Genomic DNA, 17,392 nt, shown 5'->3' with positions numbered 1-17,392 from the left:
GGACTCCGGGCCGGCTGACCGGGGGCCTCCGCCGGCTCGACCTGGCCGTGCCGGTCCGGCCGGGGCTCGCCGATCGACGTCTCTCGGCCGGGGTCTGCCGACCGGGGTCTGTCGGCCGAAGGCCGGTCGACCGGGGGTCGCCGGGCGGGCTCTGCCGAGTGAGGCCGCTCGGGCCGGGGCTCGTCGGCCGAGGTCCGCCGGCCGAAGCCGATGGACCGGGGTGCGCTGACCGGGGTCTGCCCATCGGGACCGGTCGGCCGAAGCGCGTCGATCGGCGTCCGTCGACCGAAGCCCGTTGACGCGGGTCGACCGGCTCCTTGCGCTCGTCGCCCGGAGCCCTGCGCCCCTCGACCCGGCCCGGTCGCCCCTGTCGGCCGGTCGTGAGCACTTCCGGTCGTTCCGGAGCGGTCGTGCGGTGCTTCCGGCTGCTCCCGACCGGTCGTCCCGTCACCCCGCCGTCGACCTCGGGTCTGCCCTGGGCGACGGCGGGGTGGCGGGGAAACTTCGGAAGGCCGGGTTCGGTCGGGCCCGTCAGCCGATCTCGATCGTGATCTTCGAGCCCTTGGGGGCCGTGTCGCCGCCGGCGACCGACTGGCCCTTCACCTCGTCGGCGAAGAAGCCGAGGATGCCCCGGTCCTCCTCGACCTCGAAGCCGGCGGCCTTCAGCCGGCTCGTGGCCTCGTCGACGCTGTCGCCCACGACGTCGGGGACCTCGACCAGCACGGGGCCCTTGGAGATCGTCAGGGTGACCGTGTCGCCCGTGCCGAGCTGCTTGCCCGCACCCGGCGACTGCTCCGCCACCGAGCCCTTGTCGAACTCGGAGTTGACCCGCCCCGAAGCGATCTTCACCTTGAGGCCCGCCTGCTCCAGCTGGGCGGTGGCGTCCTCGACCGAGGCTCCGGAGAGGTCGGGCACCTCCACCGGGGCGCCCCGGCTGACCACGATCCGGACGACCGTGCCCGCGGAGACCTCGGTGCCGATGCCCGGACGCGTGCTGATCACCTGGCCCCGGATGACCTCATCGCTGAACTCCCTGGTCACCAGGCCCGGTTCGAGCCCGTCGCCCTTCAGCTGGTTCTTCGCGAGGTCCAGCCTGAGGCCCTTCAGATCGGGCACCTTCACGGTCTCCGGGCCCCTGGAGATTGTCACCGTCACGGAGTCGTTGTCCCGGATCCGCTCCCCGGGGGCCGGGTCGGTGCTGATCACCTTGCCGCGCTTGACGGTGTCGCTGTACGCCTTCTTCACGTCGACGTCCAGCCCCGCGCCCTCCAGCCGCTTCCTGGCGTCCGCCTCGCTCTGCTGCAACACCGCCGGGACCTGCGTGAACTGGCCCGAGGTGATGTACCAGACGCCCCCGCCCACACCGAGGACGAGCAGCACCGCCACAAGAGCCGCCAGCACCCCGCGCCGGGGTGCCGAGACGCCGCGCGTGCGCCGGGGCGGCGGCGGTGAGGGCGACTGGAAGCGGCTCGTACGGTCGATCGGGTCGGGGCCCAGCCCCACGGACCGCGACACGGCCAGCGAGCGCGGGATCACGCTCGTCCGGTCCTCCGCGGTGTCGTGGCCGCCGGCTATCGCCTGCGGCGGCACCGCGTCCAGCTGCTCCTCGCTCAGCGCGGCCCGTGCCTCCAACGTCTGCGCGAGCAGCGCGACGGCGTCGTAGGGCCGCAGGTCCGGATTGCGCGCGGTCGCGGAGGCGACCAGCGCGTCCAGCTCGTACGGCAGCCCCGGCACGGCGGCCGACGGCGGCGGCACGTCGTCGTGCAGCGCGTGGTAGAGCACCTGGGCGGGCGACTCCCCGGCGTGCGGTTTGCCGCCGGTGAGCATCTCGTAGAGCGTCACCCCGCACGCGTACACGTCGACACGGGCGTCGGTCGTGCCGTGCTCCAGCTGCTCGGGGGCGAGGTAGGAGACGGTGCCGAGGACGCTGCCGGTGGTGCTGGTGACGGTGTCCACGGCCCGTACGAGCCCGAAGTCGGCGACCTTGACCCGGCCGTCGTCCCCTATCAGCACGTTCTCGGGCTTCATGTCCCGGTGCACGAACCCGGCGCGGTGCGCGGCGCCGAGCGCGGCGAGCACCGGCTCCAGGATGTCCAGCGCCGCCCGGGGCTGCAGTGCCCCGCGGTCGCGCAGCACGTCACGAAGGGTGCAGCCGGCCACGTACTCCATCGCCAGGTAGACGTACGAGCCGTCCGTGCCCTGGTCGTAGACCCCCACCACGTTCGGGTGGGACAGCCGGGCCACCGACTTGGCCTCGCGGATGAAACGCTCGACGAACGTCCGGTCCGCGGCCAGCGTCGGGTGCATCACCTTGAGCGCGAGCACGCGGTCGAGGCGGGTGTCCACGGTCCGGTAGACCGTGGCCATCCCGCCGACCGCGATCCGCGCCTCGACTCGATACCGGCCGTCGAGCACCTGGCCGACAAGCGGGTCCTGAAGGGTCGTGTCCACGCAGGCGAGTGTACGAGCCGCCGCCGAGCGGCCCACGGGCCGCACGGCACCGGGGCCGTACTGCAGCAGAGCTGTGACCCGGGCCGGAGGGCTGTGACGGGCGGACGTACGGCCGTATTCGTTCGGCCGTTCGAGTGACGGCGGGTGGCGCGAGAGCCGGATCAGAACGCGGGGCGCTCCGGATCGAGCCGTGCCAGCCCCTCGCCCGGCGAGGACGCCTCGGCGAAGTGCCGGCGGGGGATGCGGCCCGCCCGGTACGCCAGCCGGCCCGCCTCCACCGCGTGCCGCATGCCCTCCGCCATGAGGACCGGTTCCTGGGCCCGGGTCACGGCGGAGGCGAGCATGACCCCGGCGCACCCCAGCTCCATCGCGAGTGCGACGTCCGACGCCGTTCCCGCGCCCGCGTCGAGGATCACGGGCACGCCCGCGTGCTCCACGATCAGCTGGAAGTTGTGCGGGTTGCGGATGCCGAGCCCCGACCCGATCGGCGAACCGAGCGGCATGATCGCGGCACAGCCCACGTCCTCCAGCTTCCGCGCGAGCACGGGATCGTCGTTCGTGTACGGCAGCACGGTGAAACCGTCGTCGACGAGCGTCTCGGCGGCGTCGAGCAGCTCGATGGGGTCGGGCAGCAGCGTGCGCTCGTCGGCGATGACCTCCAGCTTGACCAGGGACGTCCCGAGCGCCTCCCGCGCGAGGCGGGCCGTCAGCACGGCCTCGCCCGCCGTGAAGCAGCCGGCCGTGTTGGGCAGCACCCGGATGCCGAGCCGGTCGAGCACGGACAGGACGGAGCCGTGCACGGACGCCTTCACGCGGCGCATCGCCACGGTCGTCAGCTCCGTGCCGGAGGCCACCAGCGCACGCTCCAGGACGTCCAGGCCGGCCGCCCCGCCGGTGCCCATGATCAGGCGGGACGAGTAGGTCGTGCCGCCGAGGACGAAGGGGTCGTCTGCCATGCGGTCAGCCTCCTTGGACGGCGGTGAGGACCTCGACGCGGTCCCCCTCGGCGAGGGCGGTGGTGGTCCACCGCGCGCGCGGGACGACGGTTTCGTTGAGCGCGGCGGCGACACCGGAGGGCGACGGGGTGAGCGTGCGCACCAGGGCGTCCAGCGCCGTGCCGGGCGCGATCAGCCGCCGTTCCCCGTTCACGAGCACGGTCAGGGTCCCGGAGGTGTTCATACGGGCTGCTCCATGAGTCGGCGGGCCGCGCCGGCGCGGAACCGCAGCGGTGTGAAGTCGCGGGCCTCCTCCGGCAGTTCGCCCGTGGTCAGCACATGGGCCAGGACATCGCCGGTGACCGGGGTGAGAAGCACCCCGTTGCGGTGGTGCCCGGTCGCGAGGATCAGGCCGTCGAGCCCGGTGGGCCCGAGGAGCGGCGCGTTGTCGGGGGAGGCGGGCCGCAGGCCCGCGCGCATCTCGGTGAGCGGGAGTTCGGTGATCCCGGGGACGAGTTCATGGGCGTCCCGCAGCAGTTCGTACACCCCGCCCGCGGTCACCGTGGTGTCCCAGCCCTGCTCCTCGCTGGTCGCGCCGACGACGAGTTCGCCGTTCTCGCGCGGCACCAGGTAGACATGGCTGCCGCGCACCACGGCCCGCACGGTACGGCTCAGGAAGGGCGCGTACGGCTCCGGCACGGTCAGCCGCAGCACCTGTCCCTTCACCGGCCGCACCGGCGGCACCACGTCGTCCGGGACCCCGGCGAGCCGCCCGCTGAGGCTGCCGGCCGCGAGGACGACCCGCCCGGCGGACAGCCGGTCGTCCTCTCGGGTGCGGACCCCGGTGGCCCGCTCCCGGTCCACCGTCAGCTCCTCGGCCCGGGTCCGGTGGAACACCACCCCGGCCCGCCCGCAGGCCGCGACGAGGGCCCTGGAGAGCCGCCTCGGGTCGATCTGGTGGTCCCCGTCGGCCCGCAGCCCGCCCCGCACCCCGGGTGCGAGCATCGGCTCCAGCCGGCGGCAGTCGCGGCCGCTCAGCCACTCCGGGTCCAGCCCCGACCGGCGTTGCAGGGCGTGCAGTTCACGCAGATGGGCGCGGTCGTCGGCGTCCAGCGCGACGGCGAGCGTGCCGCAGCGGCGGTAGCCGAGACCGAGGCCGGTCGCCTCCGTCAGCTCGGCCACGAATCCCGGATAGCGGCGTGCGGACTCCACGTTGAGCCCCAGCAGCGTCTGCTCGCCGTAGTGCAGTTCGGTGACGGCGGCGAGCATCCCGGCCGCCACCTGCGCGGCCCCGCCGCCCGGCTCGGGATCGACCACGGCCGTGGCGAACCCGCGCAGCGCGGCCCGCCACGCCGTCACGAGCCCGATGATTCCGCCCCCCACGACGAGGACGTCTGACGTGTGCGTACGCGACATGGGCGTCCAGCCCCTCCCTTCGCCGGCATGACCCGGATCAGGTTCGTACGGTCGGAGGCCGCCAGCCTCCCTCTCAGCCCGGTGCGTCCGGGCTCCCGCGAGTGCTCTACGGTGGCCCACCCTAGCCCTCACCGTTCGCCTCAGAAAGGGAGCCTCCGCCCATGGCCCGCTCGCTCGACGGTCTCGTCCTCGCCCCCGTCGCCGACCAGGCCCCGGGCCAGGTGGGCACCCGGACCCGGTTCGTCTACCACGAGAGGGACGGCGAGATCTGGGCCGAGTACACGGGCGGCGACGTCGTGCGCGGCCGTCTCGTGGGCACGCGCGCGGGGGACCGGCTGGACTTCCGGTACGTGCAGCTGAAGACCGACGGGACCACCGCGTCCGGGCACTGCGCCTCACTGGTCGTCGAACTGGCCGACGGGCGCGTCCGGCTGGAGGAGACCTGGGAGTGGGAGTCGGGGCCGGGCAGCGGGACGAGCGTGGTGGAGGAGGTCGTGGGGCAGGTCGCGGGGGAGTGACCGCCGCCCCACCGGCTGACCGACCGGATGCCGGTTGTCTATGGTGACCGGGTGAGCGAGCAGATGCGGCACAGGGGCGGGACGCCGGCGCGGCGCGTGGTCGTCGTGGGCGCGGGCATGGCGGGCGTGCAGACCGCGGTCGCGCTGCGCGAACAGGGCTTCAGCGGCGACGTGACACTGATCGGGGCCGAGCCCCATCAGCCCTACGACCGCCCGCCGTTGTCGAAGGCCGTGCTGCTCGGCAAGGCCGAGGGCTCCGCCTTCGACGTCGACTTCGAGGCGCTCGGCATCGAACTCCTGCTGGGCCGCGAGGTGCTGGGCCTGCGCCCCGCCGACCACGCGCTCGACACGGCTGCCGGGCCCGTCCCGTACGACCTCCTCGTCCTCGCGACCGGCGCGGAACCGATCATGCTGCCCGGTGCCGAGGGCGTGCCCGGGGTGCATCTGCTGCGGACCCTGGACGACGCCGAGCGGCTGCGGCCCGTCCTGGCCCGCCAGCACGACATCGTGGTCGTCGGCGCGGGCTGGATCGGCGCCGAGTTCGCCACGGCCGCGCGCGAGGCGGGCTGCGCGGTGACGGTCGTCGAGGCGGCCGACCGCCCGCTCGCGGGCGCGCTGCCGGCGGAGGTGGCCGCGCCGATGGCCGCCTGGTACGCCGACAGCGGGGCCACCCTGCGCACCCACGCGCGCGTGGAGCGCGTCGAGCCCGGGACGGTGGTCCTGGACGACGGCACCCGCGTGCCGGCGGGCGCGGTCGTCGTCGGTATCGGCGCGCGCCCCGCCACGGCCTGGCTGAAGGACTCCGGCATCGAGCTGGGCACGTACGGCGAGGTGGTGGCCGACGACCACCTGCGCGCCTCCGCGCCCGACGTCTACGCGGTCGGCGACTGCGCCTCCTTCCCCTCGGGCAGGTACGGCCGGCGCCTCCTCGTCCACCACTGGGACAACGCCCTCCAAGGCCCCCGCACGGTCGCGGCGAACATCGTCGGCGAGACCCCCGCGCCCTACGACCCCGTCCCCTACTTCTGGTCCGAGCAGTTCGGCCGTTTCGTCCAGTACGCCGGGGACCACGCCTCGGCCGACACCATGGTCCGGCGCGGCGACCCCACCGGCGCCGCCTGGTCGGTCTGCTGGCTCCGCGAAGGCCGCCTGGTCGCCCTGCTGGCCGTGGGCCGGCCCCGGGACCTGGCCCAGGGCCGCCGCCTGATCGAGGCGGGCACGCCGGTGGACCCGGAGCTGCTCAGGGACCCGGCCCGGCCCTTGAAGGCGGCGGCGCTCTAGAGCCGGCCCCGGGCGCCCCGGCTACCCACTGTCAGTCCCAGATGGCAGTCTTGGAGACGTGACCGAGATTGACGCAAAGATCGATGCTCTCGTCCCCGCGTGGCTGACCCTCCCCGACATCGCAGAGATGCTGGACGTCGAGGTGACCCGGGTGCGGCAGCTGGTGAAGGAAGGCCAGCTCATCGCCGTACGCCGGGGCGAGAACCGCGCACTGCACGTCCCCGCCGCCTTCATCGACGAGGACAAGGTGGTCAAGGGCCTGACCGGCACCCTGACCCTGCTGAGGGACGACGGCTTCACCGACGAGGAGATGCTGGAGTGGCTGTTCACTCCGGACCCGAGCCTGCCCGGCACGCCGGCCCAGGCCCTGAGCGAGAATCGTGGCACGGAGGTGAAGCGCCGCGCCCAGGCGCTCGCCGTCTGACCCGCAACACTCGCACCATCGGGAACACCGGCACCACCTGAAACACGCACCACCTGACATGCGCACCACCTGAAACGCGCGGCACCGCAAGCGCGTACCACTTGGACAAGCACCCAAGCCGCCGCCCGGACGGCGTACGGGAGCCGTGGCCCGCGAGGGGCGCGGCCCCGTCACGCCGTGCCGGCCACGCACCGTTCGACGGGGGACCCACGCATGACCGACGCAGCCGCCCGGCTCGCCGACGCCCGGCTCTACCTCTGCACGGACGCCCGCAAGCGCCAGGGCGACCTGCCGGAGTTCCTGGACGCGGTCCTGGGCGGCGGTGTGGACATCGTGCAGCTGCGCGACAAGGGCATGGAGGCCGCCGAGGAGCTGGAGCACCTCCAGGTCCTCGCGGACGCCTGCCGCAGGCACGGCAGGCTGCTCGCCGTCAACGACCGCGCGGACGTCGCCCACGCGAGCGGCGCGGACGTGCTGCACCTGGGCCAGGGCGACCTTCCGGTCCCCGCCGCCCGCGCCGTCCTCGGTGACCGTGTCCTCGTCGGCCGCTCCACGCACGCCGAGGAGGAGGCCGCCGCGGCGGCCGTCCAGGAGGGCGTGGACTACTTCTGCACCGGCCCCTGCTGGCCCACCCCCACCAAGCCCGGCCGCCACGCCCCCGGCCTGGACCTCGTGCGGTACACCGCCGCCCTCGGCACCGACCGCCCCTGGTTCGCCATCGGCGGCATCGACCTCGGCAATCTCGACGAGGTCGTCGAGGCGGGCGCCCGCCGGGCCGTCGTCGTCCGGGCCCTCACCGAGGCCGACGACCCCGGGGCCGCCGCGGCGGAGTTCAGCAAGCGCCTGCGCGCCCTCTGACCGGCCCCGCCCTGCCCACCGCTGTCCAAGGCGTGGACACCGGAGCGGCAAAACGGACAAAGTCCCCCGCTCTGGTTGGGTGACGGCCCCGACCTGACTAACCTGCCGGTATGGCCCTAGGAACCGCTTCGACCAGGACTGATCACGCACGCACCGTGCGGGAGATGCTCGCCACGGGCAGGACCACGTACTCCTTCGAGTTCTGGGCGCCCAAGACGGAGAAGGGCGAGCGGAACCTGTGGAACGCCCTCCGCAGGATCGAGGCGGTCGCCCCCAGCTTCGTCTCCGTGACGTACGGCGCAGGCGGTTCCACCCGCGCGGGGACGGTGAAGGCCACCGAGCAGATCGCCGCCGACACCACCCTCACCCCGGTCGCCCACCTCACGGCGGTCAGCCACTCCGTCGCCGAGCTGCGCAACATCATCGGCCAGTACGCGGACGCCGGGATCCGCAACATGCTCGCGGTCCGCGGCGACCCGCCCGGTGACCCCATGGGCGAGTGGGTCGCGCATCCGCAGGGCCTGACGTACGCCGCCGAACTCGTCCAGCTCATCAAGGAGTCGGGGGACTTCTGCGTGGGCGTCGCGGCCTTCCCGGAGATGCACCCGCGCTCCCCGGACTGGGACAGCGACGTGGCGCGCTTCGTCGACAAGTGCCGTGCCGGCGCCGACTACGCGATCACGCAGATGTTCTTCCAGCCGGAGTCGTACCTGCGTCTGAGGGACGCGGTGGCCAAAGCCGGCTGCGAGACGCCCGTCATTCCCGAGGTCATGCCCGTCACCAGCGTGAAGATGCTGGAACGGTTGCCGCAACTCAGTAACGCCGCCATCCCGAACGCCCTGAAAGAGCGGATCGTCACAGCCAAAGACGATCCGGCCGCTGTACGCTCCATTGGCATCGAGTTCGCCACGGAGTTCTGCGCGAGGCTGTTGGACGAGGGAGTCCCCGGGCTCCACTTCATCACCCTGAACAACTCCACCGCGACTCTGGAAATCTACGAGAACCTGGGCCCGCACCACCCATCACGGGCCTAGACCGGTCGCACTCGCGTACGACACACTGCGTTGCGGCCACAGGGAGAGGGGCGTACATGGGCTGGACGGTCCTCTACATCGCGTTCGGTGTCGTCGCGTTGTGGCTGCTGGGTGAGGTGCTGCTGCAGTACAAGGCGCGGCTGCGCTGGCGGCTGCTCGCCTTCGCCGGTTTCCTCTGCGTCGTCCTCGGTGTGCTCATCCCGAACGTGATCGTCATCGCGCTGGGCGCCATCGCCTTCGCGGTCGGCCAGACGTACGTGACCCTGTCGTTCCGCCGCGGCTTCGAGGCCGGCTGGGCCGTCCGCCCGCGCTCCGACGAGGGCGAGGGCGAGGAGGGCGGCAAGCTGTCCCGGGCCGGCTTCCCCAAGGCCGGCAAGAAGCGGCGGCGCGGCGAGCCGGACCGCCAGGACCCGGCCCTGGAGGCCACGGACCTGGAATCCACGGCTGCCGGAACGTACCTCCGCGGTGACGACGCGCTCGACGACGACCGTGACGACGACGTGTTCGTCCGCCCGCAGTCCACCCCCGCCGCGGCCACCGTGTACTCGCCGGAGCCCATGCCGGACGACACCAGCACGTACGGCGTCTACCGCGACGAGAACACCTACGCGGGCGCGAGCGACCAGTCCCACGCGACGGCCGACCGGTCCGCGCAGGACGAGGCCTTCGCCTACTACGGCTACGACCAGCAGGGGTACGGCTACGACCCGAACCAGCAGCAGTACGCCGCCTACTCCGACCCGTACATCGGCACGCAGACGTACGACGCCACCGCCTCCTACGACCAGTCCTACGGTCAGCAGGGGTACGGGCAGCAGGGCTACGGCCAGGACCAGTACGGCAACGGCGGCTACGGCGGCGAGACCCCGCCCGGTGGTGTGTGGGTCCCGCAGCAGCGCAACACCGACGACCCCTTCGGCTCCGACCTCCCGGCGGACCAGCAGTACCCGTACCAGGGCAACGGGAACGGGAACGGGCACGGCAATGGCCAGAACGGCTACGACGAGCAGCAGTACCGTTTCTGACGGCGTTTCCGCAGGCGTTGTCGTAGGGCGGCCGGGCCTCTGCTGAGGCCCGGCGTCTCACTGTGAGCCGCGGAAACCGGGACCCTCCACGATCAGCCCGGCCACCAGCGCCCCCGACATCCCGGCGTGCGGCAGTCCGCCGCCCGGGTGGGACCAGCCGCCGACGGTGAACAGGCCCGGTGTGGCGGTGCTGTTGGACGGATGCAGCAGCCGTCCGTCGCCCGCGGCGAGCGTCGGCGCCGGTACCGCGCCCCCGTGCGCACCCGTCGTCCGCGCGATGTCGGCCGGTGTGCGGACCTCGTGCCAGACGAGGCGCTCCCGCAGACCGGGGACGGCCCGCTCGGCCGCGGTGATCAGCCGGTCCGCGTACTCCTCCGCCCTGTCCGCCCCGCTCCCGTCGTGCCCGGCCGGGACCGTGCAGGTGACCGTGACCGCCTCGTGGCCGGAGTCCGGCACCAGGGCCGGGTCGTCGGGGCGCAGCACCGTCACCGTGGGCCGTGCGACCGTCCCGGGGGCAGGGCCGAACACCAGGTCCAGCTCGGCGTCGCGGTCCTGCGCGTGGACCACCGTCCGGTGCGGCGTGCCGTCCGGCCGGGGGCCGCGCAGCGCCAGCAGCACGGTCAGGCGGCTCGTCGTCCCCCGCTGCGCCGGTACCTCGCCCTCGCTCCGCACGGCCGGCTGCCGCAGCCATCGGCCCAGTACCTCGGGCGCGACGCCGGCGACCACGAAGTCGGCCTCCGCGACCGTGCCGTCGGCCAGTTCCACCCCGGCCGCCCGGCCGTCCTTCTCGACGATCCCGGTGACCTCGGAGCCGAAGACGAACTCGACCCGCCGGGCCACGCACCGCTCGTACAGCGCCCGCGCCAACTCCCGCATTCCGCCCCGGACGTACCAGGTCCCGAAGGCGTGCTCCATGTACGGCAGGACCGCCGCGCTCGCCGGGACGGTCCGGGGATCCAGGCCGTACGCGAGGGCGTGGCTCTCCAGCAGGGCCGCCAGCCGGGGGTCGCGCAGCTCCCACGCGCCGACCTCGGCGAGGGTGGTGGCGCGGCGGGTGCGCAGGAGACGCCTGTGGGGCACCGACGGGTACGGCTCGCGCTCGGCGAGCACCTTCCAGTCGGTCCACAGCGGCTCCTCCAGGAGAGGCCTGCGGGTGCGGTCCCAGGCCTCGCGGGCCCGCACCAGGAAGTCGCCCCAGCGGTCACCGGCGCCCGGGCCGAGCGCGGCGTTCAGTGCGGTGACCACGCCCGCGCGCGAGACGTTGGGGAGCAGCAGGTCGGTGCCGTCCGCGAAGACGTGCCGCGCCGCCGGGTCCACCTGGACCAGCTCGACGCGGCTCTCCAGCGACTCCTTGCCCGTCTTGAGGAACAGATCGCGGTACACGGCGGGCAGGGGCAGCAGTCCGGGGCCCGTGTCGAACGCGAAGCCGTCGCGCTCGAAGCGGCCCACGGCTCCGCCGTAGGTCCGCGTGCTCTCGTGCACCACCACACCGTGGCCGGCGACGGCCAGCCGGGCGGCGGCCGCCATGGCGCCGAGACCTGCGCCGATCACCGCGATTCTTGCCATGCCGGCGACCTTATCGGGCGCCGCTTCCCCGGTGCCTCGCGGGCGTGATCGTCACCGGTCGGCAACAGCCGGGGCCGGGGCTGAGTACACAGGGCTGAGTACACGTACTCAGCCGGTGAGATGAGTACGCGCGCGGATGGGCTCCCACCTGCGCGAAGGAGAAGGTGGAGGCACGGGAAGGGGCGCGGCCGCGGTACCGCCGACACGGGGCGGCGGAACGGCACTCGCGCCCCCACCGCTCCTTCCGCCGACGCCAGTCGACGGGAGCGAGGCACGGGGGAGCACGGGGGAACGGGGAGGGCGCCGGTCCGAGGTGGCACGCGGGGGACGCTGCCAGTTCGGGCCGGCGCTTCTGTCCGTGCGCCCACGCTTCCGCTGTCCGTCCTGTTCGGGCCGCGGGTTCCGCTCCTCCGTCCCGGCCCGGTCAGCGGGTTCCGCTCACCCGGCCCTGGAGCAGCCGGGACAGGGCCGCGTGGACGTCGTCCAGGGAACGGTCCGGCTGGAACGCCTTCCAGTCCAGCGCGGCCACCAGGACCATGCCGACCAGGGCCGACGCCGTCAGGCCGATGTCGATCTCGTCGCTAAGCTCGCCGCCCTCGACGCCCTCGCGCAGCACCCCCTCGACGACCGCGACGGCCTCCTGCCGGACGACCATCAGCGTGGACTGCCAGGCACGGTTGGTCCGCCACAGCTCCGCCACGTAGAGCTGGGTGAAGGAGGGGTAGCGGTCGATGAAGAGGAGTCCGGCCCGGATCATCGCGTCCAGCGAGTCGACCCTGCTGCCGCCCTCCTGCGCGGTGCGCTCGGCGGCCTCGCGGAGGGAGGCGGTGAGGAGTCCCACGCCGTGCCGCAGCAGCTCCTCGAAGAGGACCGACTTGCTCGCGAAGTTGTAGTAGACCGTGCCCTTGGCGACACCGGCGCGTTCGGCGATCTCGTCCACCGTGGTCGCGGAGAACCCCTGCTCCGCGATGAGGGTGACGGCCGCTTCGTAGAGTTTCTGCCGGGTCGCCTCGCGACGGCCCCCGCCCGCGCCGCCGGGGGAGTTGCTGCTTTCCATGGCCCTGATTGTCACAGGAACCGTGCCGTGCGCGGTCACAGGCTCAACTCCGGGTGCAGCCGGTCCAGGGTCCACACCTGCTTGCGGCGGGCGGACACGGCGGTCAGGGCGAGGGCGCCGACGGTGAAGGCCACCAGCACCGCGCACGCCTGCCAGACCGGGCCGAGGCCGCCGCCGGTGATGAGCCTCCTGAGCGCGTCGACGACATGGCTCATCGGCAGGAAGGGGTGGACCGCGTTGAAGAATCCGGGGCTGGTCTGCACGGGGTACGTACCGCCCGCGGACGTCAACTGGAGCATCAGGAAGGCGAGGACGAGGATCCGGCCCGCCGCCCCGAACCGGGCGTTGAGCCACTGCACGATCGCCGCGAAGCACGCCGTCACCAGGAACAGGAAGCCCACCGTGCCGGCCGCCCGCGCCATCTGCAGGCCGACCGCCCAGTCCAGCACCGCCATCAGAGCGACCGTCTGCAGCACGCCCAGCGCGGCCACCGGCAGCCAGCCCGCCAGCGCGATCCGCCAGGGCGAGGCGCCCGCCGCGAGGGCCCGCCGATTGAGCGGCTGGATCAGCATGTACGCCACCATGGCGCCCACCCACAGGGACAGCGGGATGAAGTACGGGGCGAACCCGGTGCCGTAGTTGGGTGCCTTGTGCAGGTCCTTGGTGGCCAACTGCACGGGGTCGGCCATCACTTCGGTGCGCTTGTCGCGGTCCTGCTCGTCGTAGTCGGGGATCTTCTCGGCCCCGTCGTGCAGACCGCCCGCCAGCTTCCCCGAACCGTCGGCCAGCTTGTACATCCCGCCCTTGAGGTCGGCGGCGCCCGTCTTCAGCGCGCCGACGCCCGTGTCCAGGTCCTCAGCGCCCGTCTTGGCGGTACCGAGGCCGGTGTGCAGGGTCTTGGCCCCCTTGGCGACCTTCGTGGCGCCCGTGTCGAGGGCGTTCACCTTGGCGACGGCATTGTCGAGGTCCGCGGACAGGGTGGGCGCGGCCTTCGCGAGGGCGCGGGCCTGCTTCTCCAGGGTCTGCAGGTCCTTGTCGAAGGCCTTGATGTCTCCGCCGTAGTTCTTCACCACGGTGTCGACGTCCTCGGCGAGCGTGGCCGCCTTCGCCGCCGCGTCCTTGGCCTTCTTCAGGTCAGCGCAGGCAGCGTCGGGCAGGACGGGCTCCTCGCACCGGCGCTGATAGACGTCGTCGAGGGTGTCGGATGCGGTACGGGTGCCGGTCGCGGCGGCCGGTGCCGTCGTCACGAACGCGTCGAGGTGCTCCCGGATCGTGGCCGTCGAGTCGGCGACCAGGGTGGCGGTGTCGGCGATCGTGTCCCCGTTCTCGTCGAGGAAGGGCCGCACCCGGTCCGCCGCGGCGCCGACCTTGTCGGCGAGCTTCCCGGTGCCGTCCGCGACCTGCTGGGCGCCGTCCTCCAGGTCCCCGGCGCCCTTGTCCAGGTCGCTCAGACCGCCGGACAGCTTGCCGCTGCCCTCCTTGGCCGTCCGCAGGCCGTCCGCGAGGTCCTTGGACCCCTTCTCCGCCTTGTCGATACCGCCCTTGAGGTCGTCGGCGCCGTCGGCCGCCTCCTCGGTCTTCCCGTGGAGGTCCGAGAACGAGATGAAGATCCGGTCCAGGAACGACCGTGACGCCTTCGTCGACGCCGCCGTCCGCACCTCCGAGAACACGGTCCGCGAGATCTGTCCGACGATGTAGTTGTTCGCGTCGTTCGTCCGTACCTGGAGTGCGCCCGTCTCCGGCACGTCCCCGGAACTCGACGCGATCCGCTCGCTGAAGTCCTTCGGCATGGTGAGCGACAGGTAGTACGTGCCGTCCTCGACACCGGTCCGGGCCTCGGCGGCGCTCACCCGGTGCCACTCGAAGGTGTCGCTCTCGCGCAGCCCCTCGGCGATGTCGTCGCCCGCCGTCAGCCTCTCCTTTCCGACCGACGCCCCCCTGTCGTCGTTCACCAGGGCCACGGGGATGCGGTCGAGCCGTCCGTACGGGTCCCAGAAGGACCACAGGTACAGGGCGCCGTACAGCAGCGGCAGCAGCAGGAGCGAGACCAGCGCGGCGCGCGGCAGCTTCCCGCGGCCGAAGCGCCTCAGCTCAAGCGCGGCGAGTTTCGGCGAGCGCATCGGTCGTCTCCTTGTCGGTGTCGTCGGTGTCGTCGGTGTCGTCGGTATGGGAGTCGCGTTCGGGGGATTCGGGGGCGTCGGTGTCGTCCGGGGCGTCGTCGGCCTCGGTGTCGGCGGTGGCGCTGCGGCCGGCGCTGTCGCCGCCGTCCTCGGCCTCCGCGTCCGCGGCCGCCTCGGTGTCCGCTTCCGCGTCCGTACGCGTGCGTGCCCGCCTCTCCGCCGCCGTGGACACCACGACCGCCCCCTGGGGTGCTTCGCTGCACACCGCCACCACCGTGATGCCGGACTCGGTGAGGGACCGCAACAGGGCCCACATCGCGGCCCGTTCGGCGTCGGAGAGCTTCAGGTCGGTGTCGTCGACACCGAGCAGCCGGGGTCGGCCGACGAGGGCGAGGGCGACGGACAGCCGCAGGGCCTCCATCCGGTCCAGGTCGCGCACCGCGGTCCGGGAGCCCTTGGGCAGGGTCTCGCGGTCGAGCCCGGCCGCGGTCAGGGCGGCCTCGATCCGGCCCTCGGCCTCGGCGGCGCGCTCGGCGCGGGGCCGCAGCAGCCCGCGCAGGGAGCCGTCGAACCGCCGCTGCAGCAGGGCCCGTTCACGCAGGTGCTCGCCCACGGTCAGGGCCGGGTCCAGGTCGGTCACGCCGGGGACATGGGCGAGGGCGCTGACCCGGCGTACGGTCGCCATCCGCTTGGGCAGCATCAGGGAGCCGACCGTGGCGTGGCCCTCGCTCGGCTTCATACGGCCGGTGAGCGCGAGCAGCAGACAGGTGCGGCCCGACCCGGAGGGCCCTTCGACCGCGATCAGCGAACCGGCCGCGGCGTCGAACCCGACACCCCGGAACGCCCACCCGCGCGGCCCCCTCAGCCCGAATCCCTCGGCGCCGACGGCGACACCCCCGGCCGTCCCCTGCCGGGCGTCCGCCTCCCGCGGCTCTCCCATGCCCTCAAGCCCCTCTGCTTTTCTTTGAACTGACTGGTCAGTGCAAAAATTACTCCGAACTTCCGCTCGAAGCAAAAGAGCAGGTCAGAACGGATTGTCAGTGGCATACCGCACGATGAGCACATACGGCACCTCGTGTCGGAGTGTGCCGTCCGAAGACGACAGGAGGTTCGTCATGGCCAGCCACCACGCGGCAGCCGCCAACCGGCGCCGCGCCACCGGCCCTGCCCCCTCACTGACCGGCCCGGCGAGCGACGTGCACCCCGTGCTGCGCCGGGCGACGGCCCCGCCCGCCGCCCTCGACCTGCTCGCCCAGGCCCGCTCCGGACTCGACGAGGCGTCCGCCCACCCGACCCCCAACGAGCGGTACGCCACCGCCCACCTGGCCGCGCTGCGCACCGCAGCCGCCGTGCTCGCCGCCCGCGGCCGCCCGGAACTCACCCCGAAGCGCCGCGCCAAGATCCGCAGCGCCTGGGAAGTGCTCCCCGAGATAGCGCCGGAACTCGCCGAGTGGAGCGCGCTGTTCGCCTCCGGCGCCGCCCGCAGGGCGCGGGCCGAAGCGGGCATCCAGGGCGCGGCGAGCGCACGGGACGCCGACGACCTCATACGCGACGTGGCGATGTTCCTGCGCCTGGTCGAACGCATGCTGGTGCTCCAGCCGGTGCTCCCCCAGCCCCGGCGGGACGGTGATGCGGGGGTCCCGGACGCGGGCTGACCGACCGTTCCGGCGCCGCCCATTAGGGTTGGGGCAGACCTACCCCTCCGCCGCGCCCCCGGCCCGGCGGAGACGCAAGCCCATCGCTCCGCCGCACAGCAGGCGGTGCCGCGCCGAGGAGTCAACTGCCGTGTCGGACCCGATGCGCCCCCGCGCCTCTCTCCGTACCGCCGTGGTCTGGGAGGTCCTGCGGGACGCTCTCGACCGCCGGGTCAAGGCCGCGGCACGCGAGTCGCTGGACGTCCTGGACACCGGGGGCGGCAGCGGCAACTTCGCGGTGCCCGTGGCCCGCCTCGGTCACCGCGTCACCGTCGTCGACCCCAGCCCGAACGCGCTGTTCGCGCTGGAGCGCCGGGCCGCCGAGGCCGGTGTCGCCGACCGGGTGCGGGGCGTCCAGGGCGACGCGCACGGCCTCTTCGACGTCGCCGAGCGCGGCGGGTACGACGCCGTGCTCTGCCACGGCGTCCTGGAGTACGTGGACGACCCCGCCGAGGGCATCGGCAACGCGGTCGCCGCGCTGCGGCCCGAGGGCGTGCTCAGCCTGCTCGCCGCCGGCCTGGGCGGCGCGGTGCTCGCGCGGGCCCTCGCCGGGCACTTCAAGGAGGCCCGGCAGGCCCTCGACGACCCGCACGGACGCTGGGGCGAGGGCGATCCGGTTCCCCACCGCTTCACCGCCGAGCAGCTCACCGCGCTCGTCGAGGGCGCGGGCCTGGAGGTCGCCGCCGTGCACGGCGTGCGGGTCTTCGCCGACCTGGTTCCGGGCGTCCTCGTGGACACCGAGCCCGGCGCCATGGAGGCCCTGCTCAAGCTGGAGGCCGCGGTCGCCGAGCTGCCCGCCTTCCACTCCGTGGCCACGCAACTCCATGTGCTGGGCGAGACGCGAGGGGCCGCCGGGTCCTGATCCGTCCCCCGGGACGAAGGGGGTGACCCCCTGATCAGGGGCTCGGCGGCGGATGGAGTACGCCACAGGCCCCCCGATCGGGCGCCGGGAGCCGTATGATCGAGGGAGGCCGTTCCGGCATGACGGGCCGTCCGCTGGGGAATTCACACCT

16 protein-coding genes and 1 riboswitch are annotated in these 17,392 nt (G+C 73.3%); of the genes, 8 read left to right on the top strand and 8 right to left on the bottom strand.

What is annotated here, in order from left to right; genetic code table 11:
- Nucleotides 1-531: 531 nt before the first annotated feature.
- The 4 genes from pknB to thiO form a co-directional block, all read right to left on the bottom strand.
- Nucleotides 532-2,451, bottom strand: a complete 1,920-nt coding sequence (pknB, locus tag ACFU5F_RS21615) for a Stk1 family PASTA domain-containing Ser/Thr kinase (protein WP_383889601.1) — start codon at nt 2,449-2,451, stop codon at nt 532-534.
- A 161-nt stretch (nt 2,452-2,612) separates the two neighbouring features.
- Complete coding sequence (locus ACFU5F_RS21610) at nt 2,613-3,407, bottom strand: thiazole synthase (protein WP_383889598.1); 795 nt, start codon at nt 3,405-3,407, stop codon at nt 2,613-2,615.
- A gap of 4 nt (nt 3,408-3,411) precedes the next feature.
- On the bottom strand, nt 3,412-3,612 hold the full coding sequence (gene thiS / locus ACFU5F_RS21605) for a sulfur carrier protein ThiS (RefSeq protein ID WP_383889672.1): 201 nt from the start codon (nt 3,610-3,612) through the stop codon (nt 3,412-3,414).
- Nucleotides 3,613-3,626: 14 nt separating this feature from the next.
- Nucleotides 3,627-4,802, bottom strand: coding sequence for a glycine oxidase ThiO (gene thiO, locus ACFU5F_RS21600; RefSeq protein WP_383889595.1), 1,176 nt, complete (start codon nt 4,800-4,802; stop codon nt 3,627-3,629).
- Nucleotides 4,800-4,911, bottom strand: a riboswitch (TPP riboswitch). (Overlaps the previous gene by 3 nt.)
- A gap of 52 nt (nt 4,912-4,963) precedes the next feature.
- Between thiO and ACFU5F_RS21595 the strand changes: the two genes are divergently transcribed.
- The 6 genes from ACFU5F_RS21595 to ACFU5F_RS21570 all read left to right on the top strand — a co-directional run bounded on the left by ACFU5F_RS21595 (nt 4,964) and on the right by ACFU5F_RS21570 (nt 9,942).
- Entirely contained in the window at nt 4,964-5,320 is a 357-nt protein-coding gene (locus ACFU5F_RS21595) for a hypothetical protein (protein ID WP_383889592.1), read from the top strand.
- A 63-nt stretch (nt 5,321-5,383) separates the two neighbouring features.
- On the top strand, nt 5,384-6,601 hold the full coding sequence (locus ACFU5F_RS21590; protein WP_383889669.1) for an NAD(P)/FAD-dependent oxidoreductase: 1,218 nt from the start codon (nt 5,384-5,386) through the stop codon (nt 6,599-6,601).
- 58 nt (nt 6,602-6,659) lie between these two features.
- Nucleotides 6,660-7,025 (top strand): Rv2175c family DNA-binding protein, encoded by a 366-nt coding sequence (locus ACFU5F_RS21585; protein ID WP_013004329.1) that lies wholly within the window; start codon nt 6,660-6,662, stop codon nt 7,023-7,025.
- A 213-nt stretch (nt 7,026-7,238) separates the two neighbouring features.
- Entirely contained in the window at nt 7,239-7,883 is a 645-nt protein-coding gene (thiE, locus tag ACFU5F_RS21580; RefSeq protein ID WP_383889589.1) for a thiamine phosphate synthase, read from the top strand.
- A gap of 110 nt (nt 7,884-7,993) precedes the next feature.
- Nucleotides 7,994-8,917 (top strand): methylenetetrahydrofolate reductase [NAD(P)H], encoded by a 924-nt coding sequence (metF, locus tag ACFU5F_RS21575; protein WP_383889586.1) that lies wholly within the window; start codon nt 7,994-7,996, stop codon nt 8,915-8,917.
- Between the two features lie 56 nt (nt 8,918-8,973).
- Nucleotides 8,974-9,942 carry a hypothetical protein gene (locus ACFU5F_RS21570; protein ID WP_383889584.1) on the top strand — a complete coding sequence of 323 codons (969 nt, stop codon included), beginning with the start codon at nt 8,974-8,976 and terminating at the stop codon, nt 9,940-9,942.
- Between the two features lie 57 nt (nt 9,943-9,999).
- On the opposite strand, the gene ACFU5F_RS21565 is transcribed toward ACFU5F_RS21570, so the two are convergent.
- The 4 genes from ACFU5F_RS21565 to ACFU5F_RS21550 form a co-directional block, all read right to left on the bottom strand.
- On the bottom strand, nt 10,000-11,508 hold the full coding sequence (locus ACFU5F_RS21565; protein ID WP_383889581.1) for a phytoene desaturase family protein: 1,509 nt from the start codon (nt 11,506-11,508) through the stop codon (nt 10,000-10,002).
- Between the two features lie 424 nt (nt 11,509-11,932).
- Nucleotides 11,933-12,565, bottom strand: a complete 633-nt coding sequence (locus ACFU5F_RS21560) for a TetR/AcrR family transcriptional regulator (protein WP_383889580.1) — start codon at nt 12,563-12,565, stop codon at nt 11,933-11,935.
- Between the two features lie 35 nt (nt 12,566-12,600).
- Nucleotides 12,601-14,685: a YhgE/Pip family protein gene (locus ACFU5F_RS21555; RefSeq protein WP_383889577.1), complete on the bottom strand. Its 2,085-nt coding sequence runs from the start codon at nt 14,683-14,685 to the stop codon at nt 12,601-12,603.
- The gene (locus ACFU5F_RS21550; protein ID WP_383889574.1) at nt 14,657-15,625 is read right to left on the bottom strand and encodes an ATP-binding cassette domain-containing protein; all 969 of its coding nucleotides are present in this window, start codon (nt 15,623-15,625) and stop codon (nt 14,657-14,659) included. The genes ACFU5F_RS21555 and ACFU5F_RS21550 overlap by 29 nt, the downstream gene beginning before the upstream one ends.
- 175 nt (nt 15,626-15,800) lie before the next feature.
- Here ACFU5F_RS21550 and ACFU5F_RS21545 point away from each other — a divergent pair, with 175 nt between their 5' ends.
- Together ACFU5F_RS21545 and ACFU5F_RS21540 are read left to right on the top strand one after the other, a co-directional pair.
- Nucleotides 15,801-16,340, top strand: a complete 540-nt coding sequence (locus ACFU5F_RS21545; protein ID WP_383889572.1) for an SAV_6107 family HEPN domain-containing protein — start codon at nt 15,801-15,803, stop codon at nt 16,338-16,340.
- Between the two features lie 130 nt (nt 16,341-16,470).
- Nucleotides 16,471-17,241, top strand: coding sequence for a methyltransferase (locus ACFU5F_RS21540; RefSeq protein WP_383889569.1), 771 nt, complete (start codon nt 16,471-16,473; stop codon nt 17,239-17,241).
- Nucleotides 17,242-17,392: the final 151 nt, after the last annotated feature.

The organism is Streptomyces sp. NPDC057438, assembly GCF_042802995.1.
In the GTDB taxonomy this organism is placed as follows: Bacteria; Actinomycetota; Actinomycetes; order Streptomycetales; family Streptomycetaceae; genus Streptomyces.
This window is presented reverse-complemented; position numbering and strand designations above follow the sequence as displayed.

Bases quoted from the DNA above. Each gene is read 5' to 3' on its own strand.
- ACFU5F_RS21610 (WP_383889598.1), bottom strand. From the start codon at position 3,407: ATGGCAGACGACCCCTTCGTCCTCGGCGGCACGACCTACTCGTCCCGC.
- thiO (WP_383889595.1), bottom strand. From the start codon at position 4,802: ATGTCGCGTACGCACACGTCAGACGTCCTCGTCGTGGGGGGCGGAATC.
- ACFU5F_RS21595 (WP_383889592.1), top strand. From the start codon at position 4,964: ATGGCCCGCTCGCTCGACGGTCTCGTCCTCGCCCCCGTCGCCGACCAG.
- ACFU5F_RS21590 (WP_383889669.1), top strand. From the start codon at position 5,384: ATGCGGCACAGGGGCGGGACGCCGGCGCGGCGCGTGGTCGTCGTGGGC.
- thiE (WP_383889589.1), top strand. From the start codon at position 7,239: ATGACCGACGCAGCCGCCCGGCTCGCCGACGCCCGGCTCTACCTCTGC.
- metF (WP_383889586.1), top strand. From the start codon at position 7,994: ATGGCCCTAGGAACCGCTTCGACCAGGACTGATCACGCACGCACCGTG.
- ACFU5F_RS21570 (WP_383889584.1), top strand. From the start codon at position 8,974: ATGGGCTGGACGGTCCTCTACATCGCGTTCGGTGTCGTCGCGTTGTGG.
- ACFU5F_RS21565 (WP_383889581.1), bottom strand. From the start codon at position 11,508: ATGGCAAGAATCGCGGTGATCGGCGCAGGTCTCGGCGCCATGGCGGCC.
- ACFU5F_RS21560 (WP_383889580.1), bottom strand. From the start codon at position 12,565: ATGGAAAGCAGCAACTCCCCCGGCGGCGCGGGCGGGGGCCGTCGCGAG.
- ACFU5F_RS21555 (WP_383889577.1), bottom strand. From the start codon at position 14,685: ATGCGCTCGCCGAAACTCGCCGCGCTTGAGCTGAGGCGCTTCGGCCGC.
- ACFU5F_RS21550 (WP_383889574.1), bottom strand. From the start codon at position 15,625: ATGGGAGAGCCGCGGGAGGCGGACGCCCGGCAGGGGACGGCCGGGGGT.
- ACFU5F_RS21545 (WP_383889572.1), top strand. From the start codon at position 15,801: ATGGCCAGCCACCACGCGGCAGCCGCCAACCGGCGCCGCGCCACCGGC.